Genomic DNA, 22,863 nt, shown 5'->3' on the forward strand with positions numbered 1-22,863 from the left:
CCGCCGGACCGTCCCGCTGCTGCACGCTCTGGGCAGCCGCTAAAGAATGTGACATATTACTGCCGTGCCCAAGAGACATCCCCTGGACGTCGTGATCATCGGAGCCGGCGTCGTCGGAGCAGCGTGCGCCTACTACGCCGCACGCGCCGGCCTCCGCGCCGCCGTCGTCGACCGCGGCCCCGTCGCCGGCGGGACGACCGGAGCGGGCGAGGGGAACCTCCTCGTCTCCGACAAGGAGGCCGGCCCCGAGCTCGACCTCGCCCTGCTGTCCGCAGGCCTCTGGCGGGACCTGGCCGCCGCCCTCCCCGAAGAGCTGGAGTACGAGCCCAAGGGCGGGCTCGTCATCGCCCCCGACGAGGCCGCGCTGAAGGCCCTGCGCGCCTTCGCCGAGGGGCAGCGCGCCGCCGGTGTGGAGGCCGTCGAGGCCGACCCGGCCGAGCTGCGCGAACTGGAGCCGCACCTGGCACCCGGCCGGGCGGGCGGCTTCCTCTACCCCCAGGACGCCCAGGTCCAGCCCGCGCAGGCGGCCGCCCGCCTGCTCGCCGCCTCCGGCGCCGAACTCCACCTCGGCGAGGAGGCCGTCGAGGTCGTCACGGCCGGCGGCGCCGTCCGCGGGGTGCGCACCGCGCGACGCGAACTCGCCGCCCCCGCCGTCGTCAACGCCGCCGGCACCTGGGGCGGCCGCATCGCGGAACTCGCCGGCACCTCCCTGCCGGTCCTGCCGCGGCGCGGCTTCGTCCTCGTCACCGAGCCGCTGCCCCGGGTCGTACGGCACAAGGTGTACGCCGCCGACTACATCGCGGACGTCGCGAGCGGCTCCGCGGCCCTGCAGTCCTCGGCGGTCGTCGAGGGCACCCCGGCCGGGCCGGTGCTGATCGGGGCGACCCGGGAGCGCGTCGGCTTCGACCGGTCGCTGTCCCCGGAGGCCCTGCGCCGCCTCGCCGGCCAGGCCGCCGCCCTCTTCCCGGCCCTCGCTGACGCCCGCATCCTGCGCGCCTACCACGGCTTCCGCCCCTACCTCCCCGACCACCTCCCCGCGATCGGGCCCGACCCCCGGGTCCCCGGACTGGTCCACGCCTGCGGGCACGAGGGCGCCGGCATCGGCCTGGCCCCCGCCACCGGGGTGCTCGTCGCCGCCGCCCTCACCGGCGCCGAACCCCCGCTCCCGCTCCACCCCTTCCGCCCGGACCGCTTCCCGGAGCCCGCGGCGCAGCCGAAGGAGACCGGCCGATGACCGACCCCTCGCACCGCCGGTCCCCGCGCGACCTCGTCGGCGGGCGCCCGGACGCGACGTACACCCTGCGCTTCGACGGGCGCGAGCTGACCGCCCACGCGGGGCAGAGCATCGCCGCCGTGCTGTGGGGCGCCGGCATCCTCGCCTGGCGCACCACCCGGCAGGGCGGCGCCCCGCGCGGCGCGTTCTGCGGGATCGGCAGCTGCTACGACTGCCTCGTCACCGTCAACGGCCGCCCCAACCAGCGCGCCTGCCTGGTCCCCGCCCGCCCCGGGGACGCCGTCACCACCCAGGAAGGGACCGGCCGTGCCGACCTCGCCGTCTGACCTCCCCGGACCCGGCGCCCCGGCCGCCGCCGGCCGCCCGGACGCGGCCCCCGCCGACCTCGCCGTCGTCGGCGCCGGCCCGGCCGGCCTCGCCGCGGCCGTCACCGCCGCCCGGCTCGGCCTGCGCGTCACCCTGCTCGACGCGGGGGAGCGGCCCGGCGGGCAGTTCTACCGGCACCCCGCCCCGCAGCTGGGCGCGGAGCGGCCCGAGGCCCTCCACCACGGATGGGCCGCGTTTGCCGCCCGCGAGCGGGCCCTGCGCGCCCACACCGCCTCCGGCCGCGTCACGTACCTGCCCGGCCACCATGTCTGGACCGTGGTCCGCCGGGACGCACCGCAGGACACCGCTCCCGCCGGGGCCGCCCGCCGGGCCCCGGCCGCCTGGGTGCTGCACGCCGTCGCCGGACCCGAGGAGCGCGCGGTGGCCGTACCCGCCCGCGCCGTGCTCCTGGCCACCGGCTCCTACGAGCGCCAACTGCCCTTCCCCGGCTGGACCCTGCCCGGCGTCGTCGGCGCCGGCGGCGCGCAGGCCATGCTCAAGGCCGGCCTCGTTCTGCCCGGCCGGCGTGTCGTCGTCGCCGGGAGCGGGCCGCTGCTGCTCGCCGTCGCCGGATCCCTCGCCTCCGCCGGGGCGCGGGTGCCCGCCGTCGTCGAGGCCGCCGCCTACACCGGGTACGCGCCCGCCCTGCCCGCCCTGCTGCGCAACCCCGCCAAGCTCGCGGAGGGCGCCGTGTACGGCGGGGCCCTGCTCCGCCACGGCGTGCGGCTGCTCACCCGGCACGCGGTGACCGAGGCGCACGGCACCGACCGGGTGGAGGCCGTCACCGTGGCCCGCCTGGACGCGGACTGGCGGCCGCTGCCCGGCACCGCCCGCCGCATCCCCTGCGACGCCGTGGCCGTCGGGCACGGCCTGGTCCCGCAGCTGGAGCTGGCCACCGGCCTCGGCTGCGCCACCCGCCGCGCCGCCGACGGCACCGCCGCGCTCGACCTCGACGCCCTCCAGCGGACCTCCGTACCCGGCATCTGGTCCGCCGGCGAGACCGGGGGCATCGCCGGCGCGGAGCCGGCGCTGGTCGAGGGGGAGATCGCGGCCCACGCCGTCGCCGGCCGTCCCGTCCCGGCGGCCCTGGTGCGCCGCCGCGCGCGGCTGCGGGCCTTCGCCGACGCGATGGGCCGGGTCCACCGGCCCGGTGAGGGCTGGACCGGATGGCTGCGGGACGACACCGACGTGTGCCGGTGCGAGGAGGTGCCGGCGGGGCGGATCCGGGAGGCCGTCTCCGACCTCGGAGCCCGGGACGCCCGTACCGCCAAACTGCTCACCCGCGCCGGAATGGGCTGGTGCCAGGGCCGGATGTGCGGACCGGCCGTCGCCGCCCTGGCCGGCGAGGAGCAGGCGCCCGACCGGCGGCCGCTGTCCTGCCCGGTGCCGCTGCGCCTGCTCGCCGGCCTGCCGCCCGCCGACGGCTGACGGCCGACGGCTTGCGTCCGCGGGCGGCGGGGGCCCCGGCCCCCTGCGCCCCCCTCTTGCCCCGGCCCGTCCGGAGTCTTGTGGCCGAGTTCAACCCACTAGTAAAATGTCACACACCACACGAGGGAGCTTTCTCATGACCGACGCGCACACCCCCGCGCCCACCGCCGCCGACCCGCGCACCCGCCCCTGGCACGGCATCATGGTCGCCACCGCGCTGCCCATGCGCGAGGACCTCTCCGTCGACTACGACGCCTACGCCGACCACGTCGCGTGGCTCATCGCCAACGGCTGCGACGGCGTCGTCCCCAACGGCTCCCTCGGCGAGTACCAGACCCTCACCGACGAGGAGCGGGCCCGCGTCGTGCGCACCGCCGTCGAGGCCGCCGGCGACGGCAGCCGCGTCATGCCCGGCGTCGCCGCCTACGGCAGCGCCGAGGCCCGCCGCTGGGCCGAGCAGGCCGCCGAGGCCGGCGCCGGCTCCGTCCTGCTGCTGCCGCCCAACGCCTTCCGCGCCGACGAGTCCGCCGTCCGCTCCCACTACGCCGAGGTGGCCCGCGCCGGCCTGCCCGTCGTCGCGTACAACAACCCGATCGACACCAAGGTCGACCTCACGCCCGCCCTGCTGGCCCGGCTGCACGCCGACGGCAGCATCGTCGCCGTCAAGGAGTTCAGCGGCGACGTCCGCCGCGCCTACGAGATCGCCGAACTCGCCCCCGGCCTGGACCTCCTGATCGGCGCCGACGACGTCCTGCTCGAACTCGCCCTCGCCGGCGCCGTCGGCTGGATCGCCGGCTACCCCAACGCGCTGCCCGCCGCCTGCGCGACCCTCTACCGGGCGGCCGTCGCCGGCGACCTGGACACCGCGCTGCCGCTCTACAAGTCCCTGCACTCGCTGCTGCGCTGGGACTCCAAGACGGAGTTCGTGCAGGCCATCAAGCTCTCCATGGACCTCGCCGGCCGCCCGGGCGGCGCCACCCGCCCGCCCCGCTTCCCGCTGACCGGGGAGACCGAGGCGGCCGTCCGCGCCGCGACCGAGAAGGCCCTCGCCGAGGGACTCAACTAGCCAACCGGGGGAACCCATGCGCACGCGCCACATCTACCACGCGGTGGACTCGCACACCGAGGGCATGCCGACCCGGGTCGTCACCGGGGGCGTCGGGGTGATCCCCGGCGCCACCATGGCCGAGAAACGGCTCCACTTCATCGAGCACATGGACCACGTCCGCACCCTGCTCATGTACGAGCCGCGCGGCCACTCCGCGATGAGCGGCGCGATCCTGCAGCCCCCCACCCGCCCCGACGCCGACTTCGGCGTCCTCTACATCGAGGTGTCGGGCCTGCTGCCCATGTGCGGGCACGGCACCATCGGGGTCGCCACCGTCCTCGTCGAGACGGGCATGGTGCCGGCGGTCGAGCCGGTCACCACCGTCCGCCTCGACACCCCCGCCGGACTGGTCTCCGTCGACGTCCGCGTCGAGGACGGGGCGGCCACCGCCGTCACCCTCACCAACGTCCCCGCCTTCTGCGCCGGCCTCGACCTCAAGGCCGACGTCCCCGGATACGGCACCGTCACCTACGACCTCGCCTACGGCGGCAACTTCTACGCCTTCGTCGAACTCGACGCCCTCGGCCTCCCCTTCGACCGCGCCCGCAAGGACGACCTGCTCGCCGCCGGACTCGCCGTCATGGACGCGGTCAACGCCTCCGCCGACCGGCCCGTCCACCCCGAGGACCCCGCCATCGCCGGCGTCAAGCACGTCTACCTCGCGGCCCCCGGCTCCGACGCCCGCCGCTCCCGGCACGCCATGGCCATCCACCCCGGCTGGTTCGACCGCTCGCCCTGCGGTACGGGCACCAGCGCGCGCATGGCCCAGCTGCACGCCCGCGGCCTCCTCGGCCTCGGCGCCGACTTCGTGAACGAGTCCTTCATCGGCACCGAGTTCACCGGCCGGCTCGTCGGCCGCACCACCGTCGGCGGGTACGAGGCCGTCGTGCCCGCCGTCACCGGGCGGGCCTGGATCACCGGCACCGCCCAGTACTTCCTCGACCCGTCCGACCCCTTCCCCGGAGGGTTCCTCCTGTGACCGCCGACGACCCCGCCGCGCCTGAGGTGCGCACCGCCGACTACCACGCGGCCGGAGAGCCGTTCCGGATCGTCGACACCGCCGACCCCGGCCTCCCGCCCGCCCCCGGCGACACCGTCGCCGAGCGCTGCGCCACCGCGATCGGCCCCGGCGGCTCCGGCACCGCGCCGAGGCCCGGCGCGCTGGACTCCGTACGGCGCCTGCTCGTGCAGGAGCCGCGCGGCCACGCCGGGATGTACGGCGGGTTCGTCGTGCCCCCGGACGACGACGGCGCCCACTTCGGCGTCCTCTTCTGGCACAAGGACGGCTACTCCACGGCCTGCGGCCACGGCACCATGGCGCTGGGCGCCTGGGCCGTGGACACCGGCCGGGTGCCCGCCCCCGACGAGGGCGACGTCCCGGTGCGGATCGACGTGCCGTCGGGCCGGGTCGCCGCCACCGTCCACCGCAGCGGCGGCCGCACCACCGGCGTCACCTTCCGCAACGTCGCGGCCCGGGTGGGCGCCCGGAAGGTCCCCGTCGCCACCAGCCTCGGCCTCGCCGAGGCCGACATCGCCCACGCCGGCGCCTGCTACGCCTCCGTCCGGGCGCGCGACCTCGGCCTGGACGTCTCCCGGGCCTCGCTCGGGGACCTGGTGCGCGCCGGCCGCGAGATCCGCACCGCGCTCGCCGCGCACCCCGCCACCTGGCACCCGGACGGGCCGCTGCTCTCCGGCGTCTACGGGGTGATCTTCCACGAGGAGCTCCCCGACACCCCCTTCGGCCCGCACCAGCGCAACGTCACCGTCTTCGCCGACGGACAGGTGGACCGCTCGCCCTGCGGATCCGGCACGTCCGCGCGGCTCGCCCTCCTCGCCGAGGACGGCCGCCTCGGACCGGAGGACTCCCTGCTGCACGAGTCGGTGGCCGGGACGGTGTTCACCGGCCGGATCGCCCCCGCGGCCGCCGCGCCCGGGGAGGCTCCGGACGGCCTGGTCACCGAGGTCACCGGCAGCGCGTACCGCACCGGCGAGCACCGCTTCACGCTCGACCCGCACGACGCGCTCGGCGCCGGCTTCCTGCTGTGATCCGGCAGATCGGCGCCGCCGAGATCACCGCGCTGCTCGGGCCCGCCGCGGCGGCCGACGCCCTGGCCGACGCCCTGCGCGCGGGGCTCGACCCGGAGGCCTGCCCGCAGCGCAGCGCGGTCGCCGTGCCGGGCGGCGGGGAACTGCTGCTGATGCCGGCCGCGCAGGGGGCGTACGCCGGTGTGAAGATCGCCGGGGTGGCGCCGGGAAACCCGGCGCGCGGCCTGCCCCGGATCACCGGCTCCTACCTCCTCCTCGACGGGCCCACCCTCAGCCCGGTCGCCCTCCTCGACGGCGCCGCCCTCACGGCGCTGCGCACACCGGCGGTCTCGGCGCTGGCCCTGCGGCACCTCGCCCCGGCCGGGCGGCCGCTGCGGCTGGTGCTCTTCGGGACGGGCCCGCAGGCGTACGGGCACCTCGAAGCCGCGGCCGCGGTGCGGGAGCTGGCCGAGGCCGTCGTCGTGGGCCGGGACCCCGGCGGTCCGGGCGCGAAGGCCCTTGCGGAGCACGCCCGCACACTGGGCGTCCCGGCGCGGACGGGCAGCGCGGCGGACGTGGCCGGGGCGGACCTGGTGCTGTGCTGCACCACGGCCCGCACCCCGCTCTTCGACGGGCGGCTCGTCGCGCCCGGCGCGGTGGTCGTGGCGGTCGGCTCGCACGAGCCGGACGCCCGCGAGACGGACACGGCGCTGGTGCGGCGCTCTGCCGTGTACGTCGAAGCCCGGTCGGCGGCCCTGCGGGAGGCGGGGGACCTGCTGGTTCCGGAGGCGGAGGGGGCGATCGGGCCCGGCTGCATCACGGCCACCCTGGCCGACCTGGTCGCGGGGCGGGCGCCGGGGCCGGGCCCGGCGGGTTGTCCACAGCTCTTCAAGAGCGTGGGCATGGCCTGGGAGGATCTCGCCGTGGCGGTGGCGCTGTACGCGGCCGCCGGGAAGAACAGCGAAACGTGACATTGTACGCTGTTCCTCTGCGATCTCTCGGAGGACAAGCAATGGGTGACCTGAAGCAGCACAGCCTCATCAAGGCCCAGGAACGGCTCCGCGACCAGGTCGGCCACGCGCTCCGAGCGGCTCTGATAGCGGGCGAACTGCGCCCCGGCAGCGTCTACTCGGCCCCCGGCCTCGCCGCCGAACTCGGCGTCTCCGCCACCCCCGTCCGCGAGGCCATGCTCGACCTCGCCCGCGAGGGCCTGGTCGAGCCGGTCCGCAACAAGGGCTTCAGGATCACCGAGGTCAGCGAACGCGACCTGGACCAGTACACCGAACTCCGCACGATGATCGAGGTCCCCACGGTCGGCAGGGTCACCCGGATGGCCGCCCGCGAGCAGCTGGAGGCCCTGCGCCCGATCGCGGAGGAGATCGTCACCAGCGCCCGCGAGCACAACCTCATCGGCTACCTGGAGGCGGACCGCCGCTTCCACCTGACCCTGCTGGGGCTCGCCGGGAACGAGCGCCTGGTCGAGACCGTCGGCGACCTGCGCAAGCGCTCCCGCCTCTACGGGCTCACGGGCCTGGACGAGGCGGGCAAGCTGGTCTCCTCCGCCGAGGAGCACCTGGAACTCCTCGACCTGATGATCGCGGGCGACGCGGAGGCGGCCGAGGCGTGCATGGCGCGCCACCTGGGCCACGTCCGCTCGCTGTGGGCGGAGGGCCGCGACGAGCCGGTGGGCCGCCCCGCGGCGGGCGGCCTCGGCTCCGGCCTCACCGGCTGAATGCCGCGGCCGCCCGGCCGGCCGCCCGTTCGGCCCGGGCCCGGGCCCGCCCGGCTCGGCCGGCTCAGCCGCCGAGCAGCCCGAGCAGCGCGCTGACCGCCTCGACCACGGGCTGCCCGATCGCCCCGACGGTCGCGGCGATGCCCGCGACCGCGGTCAGCGCGTTGTACCGCTGCTCGGGCGAGACGGCGGCGTCGGCCGAGAGGGCCGGCAGGGACTCGTCGATCCGCTGCACGGCCACCTGCGGCACCCGTGTCCGCAACTCCTGCACCAGCGGCAGCAGTTCAAGCAGTGCCCGCTCCGCGGCGGGGGAGAGGGCCGGCCCCGCCGCCGCGCCCCCGCCGAACGACATGCCGGTGTTGCCCTGGCCGCCGTGCATGTTGACGACGTTGCCGAAGTTGTAGCTGTCCCCGCTCATGCGCTGCGCATCCCCACGTTGCCGTTTCCGCCGTACATGTTGACCGTGTCGCCGAAGTAGTAGTTGCTCGGGTTGCTGATCGAGAGCTGCTCCACCGTCAGCCGCAGCTCCGTGTCCGGGTGCTCGATGGCGTAGGCGATCCGGTGGACCGCCTCCTCGAGCTGCGCGGGGGCGCCGGTGGCGAGGGCCGTCGACTGGCCGTTCGTCTCCACCCCGAGCGTGAAGTGCGAGGACGCCGTCACGACGGCGAGCATGTCGGCGGCGAACCAGACCAGGGCGGCGACGGCGGCGATCCAGACGAACGGGAGGACGCCGCCGAAGCCGCTCTCGCCGCGCGTCAGGGCCTCGGCAATGGCCCCGAAGAGGGTGAAGCCCAGCGCCGCGAGCAGCGTGACCGCCGTCCGCCGCAGCCACTGCAGCACGGCCTCCTTGCGCCGGGGGCGGAGGACGAAGGTGTAGACCCGCGCGACATTCGCGAGCGGATACACGGCCCCGCCCACCCACAGCAGCCGCCGTGTGACGGTCAGGTCGAGCGGCCGGCCCTTCCCGGCGGGTGCGGGCGCCGCGCCGGGCGGCCGCTGCGGAACGGGCGGCACCCCGCCCGGCTGCGCCGCCGACCCCGTCGGCCTGGGCGGCGCCGGCGGCTGCGACGGCACCCCCGACCCTGTCGTCTCCATGTATCCCCCTGGGAGCCCGCTTGAGCGAAAGGGCCATCCAACGACGCCGTCGCCGGGCGGGCAAGGGCATTTCCGGCCGCCCGTGGCGCGTCGGCGGGGGGTCCGGAGCGGACCGCGCACCACCGGATTTGGACACGGCTGGATAACGGCGGTGCCGATCCCTTGTCAGTGCAATTTCACATTACTATGTTACCGGTCACATCATAGAGCGCGGCCCTTCACTGGAGTGACCATGACCAAGCGCAGCCAACTCGCCCTCGCCACCGCCCTGGTGGCGGCCATCGCACTCGGCGCGACGGGATGCTCCGACCCCAAGAAGGGCTCCGCCGACAAGGGCGCCGCCAACCCCGCCGCCGCCAACGAGGGCAAGATCCTCGGCGGCACCCCGGTCAAGGGCGGCACCCTCACCGTCCTGTCGAACCAGGACTTCTCCCACCTCGACCCGGCCCGCAACTGGACGATGCCGGCGATGGACTTCGGCACCCGGCTGATCTACCGCACCCTCGTCACCTTCAAGGCCGAGCCCGGCAAGGCCGGCAGCGAGCTCGTCCCCGACCTCGCCACCGACCTCGGCACCCCCTCCAACGGCGGCCGCACCTGGACCTTCACCCTCAAGGAGGGCCTGAAGTACGAGGACGGCACCCCGATCAAGGCCCAGGACATCAAGTACAACGTCGAGCGGTCCTTCGCCCCCGACCTCACCGGCGGCCCCGACTACGCCGCGCAGTACCTCGCCGGCGGAGAGAACTACAAGGGTCCGCTCCAGGGGCAGCACCTCGACTCCGTCAAGACCCCCGACGACCGCACCATCGTCTTCGAACTGAAGCGCCCCGTCGCCGAGTTCTCCGCGACCGCCACCCTCCCCACCTTCGCGCCCGTACCGCAGTCCCAGGAGAAGGGCACCCAGTACGACGCCCGCCCGTTCTCCTCCGGCCCGTACAAGATCGAGACCTACGACCGGGACAAGCAGCTGGTCCTCGTCCGCAACGAGCACTGGGACCCCGCGACCGACCAGGTCCGCAAGGCCTACCCGGACAGGTTCGTCGTCGTCATGGGCCTCAAGGGCGGCCAGATCGACGACCGCATCATCGCCTCCGAAGGCGCCGACGCCTCCGCCGTGCAGTACTCCGACATGCGCCCCGAGAGCGCCCCCAAGGTCCTGCCCAAGCCCGACGTCAAGTCCCGCCTCCTCGCCGAGTCCCAGGGCTGCACCACGATGCTGCACCTGAACAACTCCCGCGCCCCCTTCAACGACCCGAAGGTCCGCGAGGCCATGCACTACGCCCTCGACAAGGAAGCGGTCATCACCGCGGGCGGCGGCCCCGCCCTCAACGAGATCGCCACCGCCTACCTGCCGCCCGCCCTCACCGGCGGCAAGCAGGCCGACACCCTCAAGATCGCCCCGGCCGGCGACCCGGCCAAGGCCAAGGAGCTCCTCAAGGCCGCCGGCAAGGAGAGCCTGAAGGTCTCCCTCTCCGTCTCCACCGGCGACAAGGGCGCCGCCGAGGCCATCCAGCAGGGCCTGGCCCGCGCCGGCGTCCAGGTCGTCATCGACACCGTCGACCCCGGCGCCTACTACGACGTCATCGGCGACCTCTCCACCACCCCCGACATGACCTTCTCCGGCTGGTGCCCCGACTACCCCTCCGGCTCCACCTGGATCCCGTTCGTCTTCGACGGCCGCACCATCAAGGAGAAGGGCAACCAGGGCAACTACGCCCAGTTCCGGGACGAGGCCGTCCAGAAGCGCATCGACGAGATCAACGCCATGGCCGACGCCAAGCAGGCCAACCAGGCCTGGATCGACCTCGACGCCGAGATCATGAAGAAGGCGCCCTCCATCCCCGTCCTGCTGGAGCGCAAGCCCCTCCTCGTCGGCACCAACATCGCCGGCGCCTTCGGCCACCCCGTGTGGACCGGCACCATCGACTACGCGACCGTCGGCCTCAAGGACCCCTCGAAGAGCCAGGGCTGAACGGCCCCGGCACCCGAGACACGACACCCACGACACCCATGACAGCCACCGCAGCCCCCCAGGCCGCGACGGCCGAGACGCTCCCCCCGGGCAGCAGCCCCTGGCAGCTCGCCCGGCGGGAGCTCCGCCGCCGCCCCGCCGTCCGCATCAGCCTCTGCGTCGTCACCCTCTTCGTCCTGATGGCCGCCACCGCCCCCTGGCTCAGCGCCCTGGGCGGCTGGTCGCCCGAGGAGTTCGACAAGTCCGCCGTCGACCCCTACCTCGGCGGCCTCCCCCTCGGCTCCTTCGGCGGGATCAGCCCCGAGCACTGGCTCGGCGTCGAACCCGTCACCGGCCGCGACCTGTTCGCCCGCGTCGTCACCGGCGCCCAGGTCTCCCTGCTCATCGCGTTCTCCGCGACCGCGATCGTCGTCGTCACCGGAACCGCGGCCGGGATCGCCGCCGGCTACTTCGGCGGCCGCACCGACGCCGTCCTGTCCCGCCTGATGGACCTGACGATGTCCTTCCCGTCCCTCATCTTCATGATCGCGATGCTGTCCGTCGCCAAGGACGTCAACCGCATCGTCCTCATGACCGCCGTCATCGGCGTCTTCGGCTGGCCCGGCGTCGCCCGCGTCGTCCGCGGCCAGACCCTCTCCCTCAAGCACCGCGAGTACGTCGACGCCGCCCGCGTCGCCGGCTCCGGCTCCTGGCGGATCCTGACCCGCGAGATCCTCCCCGGCGTCTCCGGGCCGGTCATCGCCTACACCACCCTGCTCATCCCCGGCATGATCAGCACCGAGGCCGCCCTCAGCTACCTCGGCGTCGGCGTCCGCCCGCCCACCCCCTCCTGGGGCCAGATGATCGCCGAGTCCGTGGCCTTCTACGAGACCGACCCGATGTACTTCGCCATCCCCAGCACCTTCCTCTTCCTGGCCGTCCTCGCCTTCACACTGCTCGGCGACGCCCTGCGCGACATCCTCGACCCGAGGGGGAGCCGCAGTTGATCCTCTACCTCGCCCGCCGGCTGCTCGCCCTCGCAGGCGTGCTCCTGGCCATCGCCGCCGTCACCTTCCTCATCTTCTACGTCCTGCCCTCCGACCCCGCCGCGGCGGCCTGCGGCAAGACGTGCAGCCCCGAGCGGATCGCCGACGTCCGCGCCTACCTCGGCCTGGACCTGCCGCTGTGGCGGCAGTTCGCCGACTTCCTCACCGGCATCTTCACCGGCCGCACCCTCGGCACCGGCCAGTACGCCGTCCGCTGCGACTTCCCCTGCCTGGGCTACTCGTACGAGAACTCCCTGCCCGTGTGGGACCTGCTGATGGACCGCCTGCCCGTCTCGGCCTCCCTCGCCCTCGGCGCGGCCGTCCTGTGGCTCGTCCTCGGCCTCGGCGCCGGCGTCACCGCCGCCCTGCGCAAGGACACCGCCACCGACAAGGCCCTCATGGTCGGCGCCGTCGCGGCCGCCTCCCTGCCGGTCTACTTCACGTCGGTCATGCTCATCTACGGCGTCATCCGCATCGCCGGACTGCTGCCCTACCCCGCCTACACCCCCTTCGGCTCCGACCCGCTCGGCTGGGCCTCCAACCTCCTGCTGCCCTGGACCGCACTGGCCCTGCTCTACGCCGCCATGTACGCCCGCCAGAGCCGCGGATCCATGATCGAGGCCATGGCCGAGCCGTACATCCGCACCGCCCGCGCCAAGGGCATGCCCGAACGCACCGTCGTCGTCAAACACGGCCTGCGCTCCGGCATGACGCCGATCCTGACCATCTTCGGCATGGACCTCGGCGGGCTCCTCGCCGGCGCCGTCATCACCGAGTCCATCTTCGGGCTCCCCGGCATCGGCAGGCTGTTCTACGGCGCGCTCGTCAGCTCCGACCAGCCGGTCGTCCTCGGCGTCACCCTGCTCGCCGCCTTCTTCATCGTCGTCGCCAACCTCGCGGTCGACCTCCTGTACGCCGTCGTCGACCCGAGGGTGAGGTACTGATGGCCGCCACCGAAGCCACCGCCGCCACCGGCACCCCCCGCAGCGCCGACGCGCCGCTCCTCGCCGTACGCGGCCTCGGCGTCACCTTCCGCACCCCGCGCGGGCCCGTCCGCGCCGTCGACTCCCTCGACTTCACCGTCGAGGCCGGCCGCACCCTCGGCATCGTCGGCGAATCCGGGTCGGGGAAGTCCGTCACCTCGCTCGCCGTCATGGGCCTGCACCGCGGCGCCGACGTCGAGGGCTCCGTCCGCCTCGACGGGCAGGAGCTCACCGGCATGGCGGAGAAGAACCTCTCCCGGCTCCGCGGCCGGAAGATGGCCATGATCTTCCAGGACCCGCTGTCCAGCCTCCACCCCTACTACACCGTCGGAGAGCAGATCGCCGAACACGTCCGCGTCCACTTCCGCAGCGGCCGCGCCGCCGCCCGCAAGCGCGCCGTGGAGATGCTCGGCGAGGTCGGCATCCCGGAACCCGCCCGCCGCGCAGGCGAGTACCCGCACCAGTTCTCCGGCGGCATGCGCCAGCGCGCCATGATCGCGATGGCGCTGGCCTGCGAGCCCGACCTGCTCATCGCGGACGAGCCCACCACCGCCCTCGACGTCACCGTCCAGGCCCAGATCCTCGAACTCCTCGCCCGCCTCCAGCAGGAGCGCGGCCTCGGCATCGTCATGATCACCCACGACCTGGGCGTCGTCGCCCGCGTCGCCCACGAGGTGCTCGTCATGTACGGCGGCCGGGCGGCCGAACAGGCCGACGTCGACACCCTGTTCGCCGACCCCGCCCACCCGTACACCCGCGGCCTGCTCGACTCCATGCCCCGCCTCGCCGACGACGGCGACGACGGCCCGCTGCGCGCCATCCCCGGCTCCCCTCCCTCCCTGCTCACCCCGGCCCCCGGCTGCGCCTTCGCCCCGCGCTGCGCGGTGGCCACGGACCGCTGCACGCAGGAGCGGCCGCCGCTGCTGCCGTACGGGGACCGCCCCGGCCGGGCGGCCGCGTGCCACTACGCCGGATCCCCCATCGCCGAGGAGGCGGCCCCATGACCACACCCATCCACGCCGCGCCGCCCGCCGGAAGCCCGGAAGGGGCGGGCCCGGCGGCCCTGCTGTCGGTGCGGGACCTCACCATGGCCTTCCCCGGCCGGCGCTCCGCGACCGGCCGCCGGGGCGCGCCGGTCCGCGCCGTCGACGGGGTCTCCTTCGACCTGGCGGCGGGGGAGACCCTCGGACTCGTCGGGGAGTCGGGCTGCGGGAAGTCCACCACCGGCCGGATGCTCGTCCGCCTGCTGGAGCCCACCTCGGGCTCGGTCGTCTTCGACGGCCGGGATGTCACCCGCCTGTCGCAGCGCGCCCTGCGGCCCCTGCGCCGCGACGTCCAGATGGTCTTCCAGGACCCGCACTCCTCGCTGAACCCGCGCCAGACCGTCTCCCGGATCATCTCCGACCCGCTGCTCGTGCAGGGCTGGTCCGCGGCCGACGCCCGGCGCCGCGCCGCGGAGCTGATGGAGCTGGTCGGGCTGATCCCCGAGCACATCGACCGCTACCCGCACGAGTTCTCCGGCGGGCAGGCGCAGCGCATCGGCATCGCCCGCTCCCTGGCCACCGGGCCGCGGCTGATCGTCGCCGACGAGCCGGTGTCCGCGCTGGACGTCTCCGTGCAGGCGCAGATCGTCAACCTGATGGAGCGGCTGCGGGAGGAGCTCGGGCTGTCGTACGTGTTCATCGCGCACGACCTGTCCGTGGTGAAGCGGGTCAGCGACCGGGTGGCGGTCATGTACCTGGGCCGGATCGTCGAGATCGGCGCGAAGCGCGACCTGTACGACACCCCCCAGCACCCGTACACGCGGGCGCTGCTGTCCGCCGTGCCGCTGCCCGATCCGGCGGCGGAGCGGCGGCGCGAGCGGATCGTCCTGCTCGGGGACCCGCCGAGCCCGGCCGCGCCGCCGCCGGGCTGCTCCTTCCACCCGCGCTGCCCCAAGGCGCAGGAGGTGTGCCGCACGGAGCGGCCCCTGCTGCGGATCGCCGCCTCCCGCGAGGTGGCCTGCCACTTCCCGGGCGACTGACGGGTTAACCCGGGAAGGAGGGGGCCCCGGCGCCGACACGGTCGGCTCCGGGGCCCTTCGCCGTTCCGGCGGGCGTACGGCCTCAGGCGGCGAGTTCGCGGCGGAAGAAGTCCAGTTCCAGCGCCATCAGCTTCTCCCGGACCCCGCCGGGGGTCATGTGGGTCACGCCGGGCAGCGCCAGCAGCTGGTGGGGGCGGCCCGCGTCGGTCAGGGCCCGGGAGAGGCGCAGGGTGTGGGAGGGGTGGACGTTGTCGTCGGCGAGGCCGGTGCTGAGCAGCAGCGGACGGGTCAGCTTCGGCGCGTCGGGGATCAGCGAGTCCCGCTCGTACACCTCGGGGTGGTCCTGGGGCAGGCCGAGGTAGCGCTCGGTGTACGCGGTGTCGTAGTGCCGGAAGTCGGTGGGCGCGGCGCCGGCCGAGGCCGCGTGGAAGACGTCGGGCCGGCGCAGGACGGCGAGTGCCGCGAGGTAGCCGCCGTAGGACCAGCCGCGGACGCCGACGCGGGTGAGGTCCAGGTCGCGGTGGCGGGCGCCGAGGGCCTGCAGGGCGGCGGTCTGGTCCTCCAGGGTGACGTCGGAGAAGCCGCGGTACATGGCGTGTGTGAAGGCGGGGGAGACGTACGGGGTGCCGCGGTTGTCACCGGTCACGACGGCGAAGCCCTGGTCGGCCCACCACTGGCGGTACTGCCAGCGGCGCGGCTCGGCGCTGACGTCCTGGAAGCCGGGCCCGCCGTAGCCGTCGACGAGGACGGGCAGCCGCCTGCCGGGGACGTGCCCGCGGGGCAGGACGAGCGCGGTGGGGACGCCGTGCTCGGTGACGCGCTCCAGCAGCGGCGCGACCCGGTACGGCAGCGGCTGGGAGAGGTCGCCGGGGGTGAACTGCCGCCCGTCGGCGGTGTGCAGGGTGCGGCGGATGCCGTCGCGGTCGGCGGCGGTCAGGAGCAGCGAGCCGGCCGAGGCGATGACGCTGTGCACGGCGGGGACGCCGGTGCCGTCGGCGAGGACCGTGTGCGCGCCGGACTCGGGGTCGAGGAGGAGCACCTGCTGCTCGGCGGGGTCGCGCAGGCCGGCCTCGACGAGCAGCCGGCCCTGGTGGAATCCGGCGACGCGCCGGATCTGGATGCCGGCGCCGGTGAGCGGCCGGCCGTCGACGGCGAGGGTGCGGGCGGCGCCGTCGGGGGTGTCGGCTGCGGTGAGCATCCGCCCGTCGGGGAGGCGGGCGGGGGTGCCGGGGAGGGGGTCGACCCACTGGGGGTGGGTGGTGCGGGAGAGTGTGCGGGTGCGGCCGGTGGCGGGGTCGGCGCTGAGCAGGAGGACGTCCTGCTGGAGCCGGTCCTGGACGGTGAGCAGGATCTCCTCGGAGGACTCCCAGCCGGCGTCGGAGAGGTAGGGGTGGCGGTCGGTGTCCCAGTGGATGCGCACGCGGTGGCCGCCCGGGCCGAGGACCCACAGCTGGACGTCCGCGTTGGGCCCGCCGGCCTCGGGGTAGGCGAACTCCTCGGGCGGCAGCTCGGGGCGGGCCGGGTCGGCGAAGTGGCGCCGCTGGAGGGCGCCTTCGGCGACGCGGGCGGCCAGCAGGGTGACGCCGTCGGGGGACCACCAGTGGCCTCGGTCGCGGCCCAGCTCCTCGGCGGCGGCGAACTCGGCGACGCCCCAGCGGGCGCCGTCGTCGGGGCTGATGCGGCCGCCGGGGGAGGTGTGGAGGGCGTCTCCGGCGACGTAGGCGGTGCGGGAGCCGTCGCCGCTCGGGCGGGGGTCGAAGGCGGGCCCGGCGGTGGGGACCTCGGCGGGCGGGGCGGCGGGGGTGCCGGGGCCGGCGTACGCGACGCGGTAGAGGGTGCCGTACAGGGCGAAGACGGCGTGGCGGCCGTCGCCGGAGAGGGCGTAGGTGCCGATGCCGTCGGCGGTGAGCCGGATCCGCTCGCGCAGCCGGCGCTCGGCCTCGGGGAGGGGGCCGGGCTCGGGGGCGAGGCGGCGCGGGTCGGCGAGGAGGGTCTCGGTGCCGGTGGAGGTGTCGAGGACCCAGAGGGAGTCGCGGGGGTCGGTGGGGCCGGTGGAGCGGAGGAACCAGAGGAGCCGGCCGTCGTCGCCGAAGGAGAAGGCGCGGGGGGCGCCGTACGCGAAGCGGCCGGTGGTGGTGGAGAGCCGGAGGAAGTCATCCATGCAGGCGAGTGTGCCATGTGAAATGGCACACTGTACATGTGGTGTCCGTTAGGCCATTCGAGTGGTGTACCGGGGGTGGCAGGTTTAGCGTCGACAGGGTGGACCCCAACGCAGCACCCGGCAAGGGGACCGACGGCACCGGCGACGGCGCGGGCGGCGGCGGACCGGGCGGCGGCGCGGGCGGCCGCGGCAACGGCAGCGGGCTCGCCCTCTTCACCATCGCCTCGTGCCAGCTCATGGTCGTCCTCGACATCACCATCGTGAACATCGCCCTGCCGCACATCCAGACGGCCCTGGGCTTCACCACCGAAAGCCTCGCCTGGGTCGTCAACGCCTACACGCTGACCTTCGGCGGACTGCTCCTCCTCGGCGGCCGGGCCGGCGACATCCTCGGCCGCAAACGCGTCTTCATCAGCGGCGTCCTGCTCTTCGGACTGGCCTCGCTGCTCGGCGGGTTCGCCCAGAGCGAGGGCCAACTGCTCGCCGCACGCGCCCTCCAGGGAGCCGGCGGAGCCATCGCCTCACCCACCGCGCTCGCCCTGATCACCACCACCTTCCGCGAAGGACCCGCCCGCAGCAGGGCCTTCGGCGTCTTCGCAGGCGTCTCCGCGGCCGGCGGCGCGATCGGACTCCTCGCCGGCGGCATGCTCGTGGAGTGGCTCGACTGGCGCTGGGTGCTCTTCGTCAACGTCCCCATCGCCGCAACGATCGCCGTCCTCGCCGCCCGCGTCCTGAACGAGTCCGAGCGGCACCCCGGGCACTTCGACGCGGCCGGCGCCCTGCTGTCGACGTTCGGCATGGCCTCCCTCGTCTACGGGTTCATCCGCGCGGCCGAGGACGGCTGGAGCGACCCGCTCACCCTCGCGTCGTTCGGCGCCGCCGTGGTGCTGCTGACGCTGTTCGTCGCCAACGAGAGGCGCTCGGCGCAGCCCATCACCCCGCTGCACATGTTCGCCGACCGCAACCGGGCCGGAACCTACGGCATCATGCTGTTCCTCGCCTGCGCGATCTTCGGCATGTTCTTCTTCCTGACCCTCTACGTGCAGAACGTCCTCGGCTTCAGCCCGCTGGAGGCCGGCCTCGCCTTCCTGCCGGTCAGCGCCATCATCGCCGTCGGCGCCGGCATCACCTCCCACCTGCTGCCCGTCCGCGGCCCCAAGCCGTTCATGGTCACCGGCGCGCTGTGCTGCTCCGCCGGCCTGGCCTGGCTGACGCGGGCCGACGCCGACTCCACCTACCCCGGCAGCGTCCTCGGGCCGATGCTCCTCTTCGGGCTCGGCATGGGCCTGCAGTTCGTGTCCCTGACCCTGATGGCCCTGTCCCACGTCCCCGACCGCGAGTCCGGCGCCGCGTCCGGGCTCCTCAACGCCACCCAGCAGGTCGGCGGCTCGCTCGGCCTGTCCGTCCTCGTCACCGTCTTCGGCACCGCCGCCCGCAGCGAGGGCCGCGCCCAGGCCCGCGACTTCCTCGCCAACGCCACCCCGGAGCAGCTCCTCGCCTTCCGCCGCACCGGCCGGCTGCCCGACCCCTGGGCCGACCAGGTGCTCACCGCCGGAGTGAACGCGGCGTTCGTCGTCGCGGCCGCGTTCACCCTGGTCGGCGCACTCATCGCCGTCTTCGCCATCAAGGTCCGCCCCTCCGACCTCGAACGCCTCCGCGGCCGCAGGCAGTCGACGTCGGCAGGGGCGTGACGGCGGCCTGTATCCGCGTCCGTGACGTGATCAGGCCGCGCTCATGCCGCGCTCCGGCCACACGCCCCGCTCCGCGTACAGTGCGCCGAGCTTCCGCGAAGCGAGCAGGAACGCGTGGTCGACCCGCCCGTCCCGCACGGTCGAGGTGCGGGACGCCTTGTCCACGGCGAGCCGCCGCTCGAAGGCGTCCGGATCGTCGCCGAATTCGTACTCCACGAGCCCTCCGGTCTCGGAGACCTTGCGGAAGTACACGAGCGCAGCCACGGGACGCCTCAGCCGGCCACGCCGCGGACGCGGCAGCGGAGCGTGCCGTGCGTGCGCAGGGTGATGCCCGCGCTCAGCGGCACGTCCCGGTCGACCGCCTCGAACTCGTACGCCCGCAGCAGCACGGCCAGCGAGATCACCGACTCCAGCATCGAGAAGTGCTGCCCGATGCACGCGCGCGGCCCGCCGCCGAACGGGAACCAGGCGTACCGGGGCCGGTCCGCCTCCGCCTCCGGGGTGAAGCGGTCCGGGTCGAAGCGCTCCGGGTCCGGCCAGTAGCGGGGGTGCCGGTGCGTCACCCACGGCGCCAGGATCACGTTGGCGCCGCCCGGGACCGCGTACCCGCCGATCTCGGTCGCGGCGACCGAGTTCCGGCCGATCACCGGCGCCGCCGGGTACAGCCGCATCGCCTCCTTCAGCACCCGCGTCAGGTAGGGCAGCCGCTCCAGGTCGGCCGCCTCCGGCTCCCGGTCGCCCAGCACGCGGGCGACCTCCTCCCGGGCCAGCGCCTGCTGCTCCGGGTGCAGGGCCAGCAGGTGCAGCGAGTACGCCAGCGACGTCGCGGTCGTCTCGTGCCCCGCGAGCAGGAAGATCAGCACCTGGTCGCGCAGCTCGGCGGCGTCGAACGCGCCGTCCTCGGAACTCGACGCCGCCGACAGCAGCCCCAGCAGGTCCTCGCCCTGCGCGTCCTCCCCGCCGGAGCGGCGCTCGGCGATGATCCGGTCGCAGACCCCGTACAGCTCCTCCAGCGCCTCCGCAGCCCGCCGGTTGCCGGGCGTCGGCCACGTCCGCGGGATGTTGACGGGGGAGTACCCGCGGCGCAGCACGTACTCCGTGATCACGGGGAAGCAGCGGTCGACGACGTCGACGGTGGTCTCGACGTCCGTCCCGAACAGGATCCGCGCGACCGCGCGCAGCGCCAGCTGCATCATCGCCTCGGAGACGTCGACGACCCCGCCCGGGACCCGCTCCCAGGCGGCGAGCGTCGTACGGGTCTCGGCCGCGACGGCCGCGGCGTAGCCGTCGACGCGGCGCCTGGTGAACAGCGGCTGCACGAGGCGGCGCTGGCGCAGGTAGTCCGCGTCCTGGCTGGTGAGGAGGCCGTTGCCGAAGGAGTCGCGGATCTCCTGGTAGAAGGGGTTGTCCTTGCGGAAGTTGGCCGACTCGGAGGCCAGGACCTGCTGCGCGCCCTCCGCGGAGAAGACGCAGTACAGGTCCTGGCGCAGTCCGGGCGGGCCCGCCGAGATCCGGACGACGTCGCCGAGCTCGCGGTGGGCCCGCAGGTAGGTGCCGAGTGCGTCGGACGTGAGCTCCGAGAGGGAGCCGAGCAGCGGACTCCCGGCCAGCACGGGCACCGGCCGACCGCGGCCCGTGCCGGTGTCGCTGCCCGTTCCTGTGCCTGTTCCCGCTGTCGCCATGGCCGCCCCCTCGACTCCGTACCCTGCCGGACCTGTTCCGGTCTGCCGATTCTGCCCCGGCGCCGGGCGGAGGGGCCCGATCCGGCGCCGGGGCTGGCCGAAAATCGCCGCCGGGGCGGTATTCGGACGGCGGGCTCAGTCGTCCCAGTCCCAGGTGTCGAAGTACGCGGCGGTCCCGGCCCGCCGGGCCTCCATGACGGCTTCGAGCCGCTCGAAGTCCCGCGGCGGCATCAGCGCCCGCCACTGCGCGAGCGGCAGGGCGCGTACGTCGTCGTGCTCGGCCGGGTCGAGGACGATGCCGTCGACCTGCTCGGCCGTCAGCCGCCCCCCGTCGAAGACGAACCCGATCGAACTCAGCGGCCACTCCTTCCCCGGCAGCCCGAAGACGGTGGCCAGCAGCCGCCGGGGGCCCTCGTACACGATGCCGGTCTCCTCCCGGCACTCGCGCAGCGCCGTCTCCCAGGGGCGCTCGCCCTCGTCCATGCAGCCGCCGGGCCACTGCCAGGGGTGGCTGCGCGAGTAGACGGCCCGCAGCTGGACGGGCCGGTCGTGCTCGTCGGTGAAGAACAGGCAGCCGAAGGCGCTGGCCTTGGGCAGGGTCGCGGCGAACTCCTCGGCGGGCAGCCAGCCGGAGGTCACGTGCCGGGGAGTGTGATCGCCTGTACGGGACATGCGCGGGCGGCCTCCTTCAGCATCGGGTCGCCGCCACCGTCCTCGCGGCCCGGGATCACCATCCCGAACCCGTCGTCGTCACTGGTGAACACCGAGGGCGCTCTGAGGGCGCACTGGCTGCTGCCGATGCAGACGTCGGTGTCGATGGTGATCCTGTCGGCCATGGATCCGCCCTCCGGGGTACAGGCCGGCACGCGGTCGCGTGCACGCGCGACCCATGATCGCCCGCGCCCCCGCCCGCCCACGGGCGAGTCGCATCCCTATTCACCCTGACGGGCGAGCGGGGCGAGCCGGGCACGGGGCAGCGCGGGTCACTCGCAGCCGACGCCGTCGCCGTCGCGGTCGAGGTGTCGGCCGTAGCCGGGTTCCCCGCGCCGGATGGGAGCGGCTCCGGCAGCCCGTACGGCACTGCAGTTGCCGTAGGACACGACCCGCGAGCCGCCCGTGCCCTCCGCCTCGTCCGGCGGCGCCGCGGCCGCAGGGGCGGCCGTCACGGTGGCCGTGGCGGTAACGGTCGCAGTGGCGGTGACGGTGGCTGCGGGTACGGGAACGGCCGCGGCGGTGGCGGTTGCCGTGGCGGTAACGGTCGCGGTGGGGCCGGGCGCCGGCTTCGCGGCGGCAGCCTGCGGCTCGGCATCCGACCCGATGCCCACCAGCACGAAGAACCACACCGTGGCGAGCGCGACGGAGACGGCCTTGCCGACCTTGCCCCACCGTGCCAGGAACGCCAGCGCGACGCCGACCGGAGGCAGCAGCAGGGTGCCCACCACCACGGCCGGCACGGATATGACCCGCGGCCACGGCTCTCGCGGGGCCGACTGCGGGGGAAGGGAAAACGCATGGCCGGCGGATTGGTGCACGGGCTCTCCTCGAACGGCCGCAACGAACCGGGCGCCCACCGTAAGCCGAACCATCCGCACTTCTCGGCCAAACGCCAAAACCCGTGCCGGGCAAAACCGTGCCGGGCGATACCCCTGCCGGGCAAAGGCCGCGCGTTCTTGCACGATCCTCCCGGCGGCACCCGCCTTCCGCCGGATTCGTGTTCCGCTGGGGACGCGCCCCCGCCTCCGGGGCAGCACCCGTCGCAGACACGAAGGAGACCAAGAAGTTGAGTGATCAGGTGCAACGGCGTCCGCTACCGCACGACTTCCACCCGCCGGTTCCCGAGCTGGCGGTGAGCAGCACGGACATGAGCGACGGCGGGACCCTCCCGGACGCCCAGGTGTACGCGGAGGGCAACTCCTCCCCGCAGATCGGCTGGTCTGCCGGACCGGAGGGGACCGCCGGCTATGCGGTCACGTGCTACGACCCGGACGCGCCGACGGGCAGCGGGTTCTGGCACTGGACGGTCTTCGACATCCCGGCGGACGTCACCGAGTTGCCTGCGGGAGCCGGGTCCGGGGGCTTCGAAGGCCTGCCCGCCGGTGCCGTGCAGGTGCGGAACGACTACGGCAGCAGGGGATTCGGCGGGGCCGCGCCGCCGGAGGGGGACGGCCCGCACCGGTACGTGTTCACGGTGTACGCCGTCGACCAGGCGAAGCTGGGTCCGGATGCGGACGCGACGCCGGCCCTGGTGGGCTTCCACCTGCGGTTCCACTCCGTCGCCCGGGGCCATCTGACGGCCCACTACGAGGAACAGGGCGCCACGGGGGCGTAGCCGCAA

Annotated in this window: 23 protein-coding genes; 15 read left to right on the forward strand and 8 right to left on the reverse strand. The window is 74.6% G+C overall.

All coding sequences use genetic code 11. The features are described 5' to 3' along the window. Positions 1 to 64 precede the first annotated feature (64 nt). From C0216_RS08470 to C0216_RS08505, 8 genes are all read left to right on the forward strand, one after another. Positions 65 to 1,234, forward strand: coding sequence for an NAD(P)/FAD-dependent oxidoreductase (locus C0216_RS08470; protein WP_114054674.1), 1,170 nt, complete (start codon positions 65 to 67; stop codon positions 1,232 to 1,234). Then, on the forward strand, positions 1,231 to 1,560 hold the full coding sequence (locus tag C0216_RS08475; protein ID WP_174250365.1) for a (2Fe-2S)-binding protein: 330 nt from the start codon (positions 1,231 to 1,233) through the stop codon (positions 1,558 to 1,560). The genes C0216_RS08470 and C0216_RS08475 overlap by 4 nt, the downstream gene beginning before the upstream one ends. Continuing rightward, the gene (locus C0216_RS08480; RefSeq protein ID WP_114054675.1) at positions 1,541 to 3,028 is read left to right on the forward strand and encodes an NAD(P)/FAD-dependent oxidoreductase; all 1,488 of its coding nucleotides are present in this window, start codon (positions 1,541 to 1,543) and stop codon (positions 3,026 to 3,028) included. The genes C0216_RS08475 and C0216_RS08480 overlap by 20 nt, the downstream gene beginning before the upstream one ends. 136 nt (positions 3,029 to 3,164) lie before the next feature. Next, positions 3,165 to 4,094, forward strand: a complete 930-nt coding sequence (locus C0216_RS08485) for a dihydrodipicolinate synthase family protein (protein ID WP_114054676.1) — start codon at positions 3,165 to 3,167, stop codon at positions 4,092 to 4,094. Between the two features lie 16 nt (positions 4,095 to 4,110). After that, complete coding sequence (locus C0216_RS08490; protein ID WP_114054677.1) at positions 4,111 to 5,115, forward strand: proline racemase family protein; 1,005 nt, start codon at positions 4,111 to 4,113, stop codon at positions 5,113 to 5,115. Continuing rightward, entirely contained in the window at positions 5,112 to 6,182 is a 1,071-nt protein-coding gene (locus tag C0216_RS08495; protein ID WP_246042396.1) for a proline racemase family protein, read from the forward strand. The genes C0216_RS08490 and C0216_RS08495 overlap by 4 nt, the downstream gene beginning before the upstream one ends. Next, positions 6,179 to 7,132 carry an ornithine cyclodeaminase family protein gene (locus tag C0216_RS08500; RefSeq protein ID WP_428985404.1) on the forward strand — a complete coding sequence of 318 codons (954 nt, stop codon included), beginning with the start codon at positions 6,179 to 6,181 and terminating at the stop codon, positions 7,130 to 7,132. Before C0216_RS08495 ends, C0216_RS08500 begins: the two co-directional genes overlap by 4 nt. Before the next feature lie 41 nt (positions 7,133 to 7,173). Beyond that, positions 7,174 to 7,893 carry a GntR family transcriptional regulator gene (locus C0216_RS08505; RefSeq protein ID WP_114054678.1) on the forward strand — a complete coding sequence of 240 codons (720 nt, stop codon included), beginning with the start codon at positions 7,174 to 7,176 and terminating at the stop codon, positions 7,891 to 7,893. Between the two features lie 64 nt (positions 7,894 to 7,957). On the opposite strand, the gene C0216_RS08510 is transcribed toward C0216_RS08505, so the two are convergent. After that, the gene (locus C0216_RS08510) at positions 7,958 to 8,311 is read right to left on the reverse strand and encodes a hypothetical protein (protein WP_114054679.1); all 354 of its coding nucleotides are present in this window, start codon (positions 8,309 to 8,311) and stop codon (positions 7,958 to 7,960) included. Further along, entirely contained in the window at positions 8,308 to 8,988 is a 681-nt protein-coding gene (locus C0216_RS08515) for a DUF6232 family protein (RefSeq protein ID WP_281277909.1), read from the reverse strand. Before C0216_RS08515 ends, C0216_RS08510 begins: the two co-directional genes overlap by 4 nt. 232 nt (positions 8,989 to 9,220) lie before the next feature. Here C0216_RS08515 and C0216_RS08520 point away from each other — a divergent pair, with 232 nt between their 5' ends. From C0216_RS08520 to C0216_RS08540, 5 genes are read left to right on the forward strand one after another with little or no spacing between them, the layout of a single operon-like run. Beyond that, positions 9,221 to 10,963, forward strand: coding sequence for an ABC transporter substrate-binding protein (locus C0216_RS08520; protein ID WP_114054680.1), 1,743 nt, complete (start codon positions 9,221 to 9,223; stop codon positions 10,961 to 10,963). 38 nt (positions 10,964 to 11,001) lie between these two features. Next, entirely contained in the window at positions 11,002 to 11,949 is a 948-nt protein-coding gene (locus C0216_RS08525) for an ABC transporter permease (protein ID WP_114054681.1), read from the forward strand. After that, on the forward strand, positions 11,946 to 12,932 hold the full coding sequence (locus C0216_RS08530; RefSeq protein ID WP_114054682.1) for an ABC transporter permease: 987 nt from the start codon (positions 11,946 to 11,948) through the stop codon (positions 12,930 to 12,932). Before C0216_RS08525 ends, C0216_RS08530 begins: the two co-directional genes overlap by 4 nt. Next, a complete protein-coding gene (locus C0216_RS08535) occupies positions 12,932 to 13,975 on the forward strand; it encodes an ABC transporter ATP-binding protein (protein WP_114054683.1) in 1,044 nt (347 codons plus the stop codon). Before C0216_RS08530 ends, C0216_RS08535 begins: the two co-directional genes overlap by 1 nt. Further along, positions 13,972 to 14,994, forward strand: coding sequence for an ABC transporter ATP-binding protein (locus C0216_RS08540; RefSeq protein ID WP_114054684.1), 1,023 nt, complete (start codon positions 13,972 to 13,974; stop codon positions 14,992 to 14,994). The genes C0216_RS08535 and C0216_RS08540 overlap by 4 nt, the downstream gene beginning before the upstream one ends. A gap of 82 nt (positions 14,995 to 15,076) precedes the next feature. Here the strand turns inward: C0216_RS08540 and C0216_RS08545 are convergent, their stop codons facing one another. Continuing rightward, positions 15,077 to 17,155: a S9 family peptidase gene (locus tag C0216_RS08545; RefSeq protein ID WP_114054685.1), complete on the reverse strand. Its 2,079-nt coding sequence runs from the start codon at positions 17,153 to 17,155 to the stop codon at positions 15,077 to 15,079. Positions 17,156 to 17,391: 236 nt separating this feature from the next. Here C0216_RS08545 and C0216_RS08550 point away from each other — a divergent pair, with 236 nt between their 5' ends. Further along, complete coding sequence (locus C0216_RS08550) at positions 17,392 to 18,846, forward strand: MFS transporter (protein WP_114058531.1); 1,455 nt, start codon at positions 17,392 to 17,394, stop codon at positions 18,844 to 18,846. A 30-nt stretch (positions 18,847 to 18,876) separates the two neighbouring features. On the opposite strand, the gene C0216_RS08555 is transcribed toward C0216_RS08550, so the two are convergent. The 5 genes from C0216_RS08555 to C0216_RS34260 form a co-directional block, all read right to left on the reverse strand. After that, complete coding sequence (locus C0216_RS08555) at positions 18,877 to 19,110, reverse strand: hypothetical protein (protein ID WP_114054686.1); 234 nt, start codon at positions 19,108 to 19,110, stop codon at positions 18,877 to 18,879. An 8-nt stretch (positions 19,111 to 19,118) separates the two neighbouring features. Beyond that, positions 19,119 to 20,528, reverse strand: coding sequence for a cytochrome P450 (locus C0216_RS08560; protein WP_114054687.1), 1,410 nt, complete (start codon positions 20,526 to 20,528; stop codon positions 19,119 to 19,121). 135 nt (positions 20,529 to 20,663) lie between these two features. After that, entirely contained in the window at positions 20,664 to 21,200 is a 537-nt protein-coding gene (locus C0216_RS08565) for an NUDIX domain-containing protein (RefSeq protein ID WP_174250366.1), read from the reverse strand. Beyond that, positions 21,164 to 21,364 carry a ferredoxin gene (locus C0216_RS08570; RefSeq protein WP_114054689.1) on the reverse strand — a complete coding sequence of 67 codons (201 nt, stop codon included), beginning with the start codon at positions 21,362 to 21,364 and terminating at the stop codon, positions 21,164 to 21,166. The genes C0216_RS08565 and C0216_RS08570 overlap by 37 nt, the downstream gene beginning before the upstream one ends. Positions 21,365 to 21,511: 147 nt before the next feature. Then, positions 21,512 to 21,973 carry an excalibur calcium-binding domain-containing protein gene (locus C0216_RS34260; protein WP_428985405.1) on the reverse strand — a complete coding sequence of 154 codons (462 nt, stop codon included), beginning with the start codon at positions 21,971 to 21,973 and terminating at the stop codon, positions 21,512 to 21,514. Positions 21,974 to 22,308: 335 nt separating this feature from the next. Between C0216_RS34260 and C0216_RS08580 the strand changes: the two genes are divergently transcribed. Further along, positions 22,309 to 22,857 carry a YbhB/YbcL family Raf kinase inhibitor-like protein gene (locus C0216_RS08580; RefSeq protein WP_246042398.1) on the forward strand — a complete coding sequence of 183 codons (549 nt, stop codon included), beginning with the start codon at positions 22,309 to 22,311 and terminating at the stop codon, positions 22,855 to 22,857. Positions 22,858 to 22,863 lie beyond the last annotated feature (6 nt).

The organism is Streptomyces globosus, assembly GCF_003325375.1.
GTDB classification, from domain to species: Bacteria; Actinomycetota; Actinomycetes; order Streptomycetales; family Streptomycetaceae; genus Streptomyces; species Streptomyces globosus_A.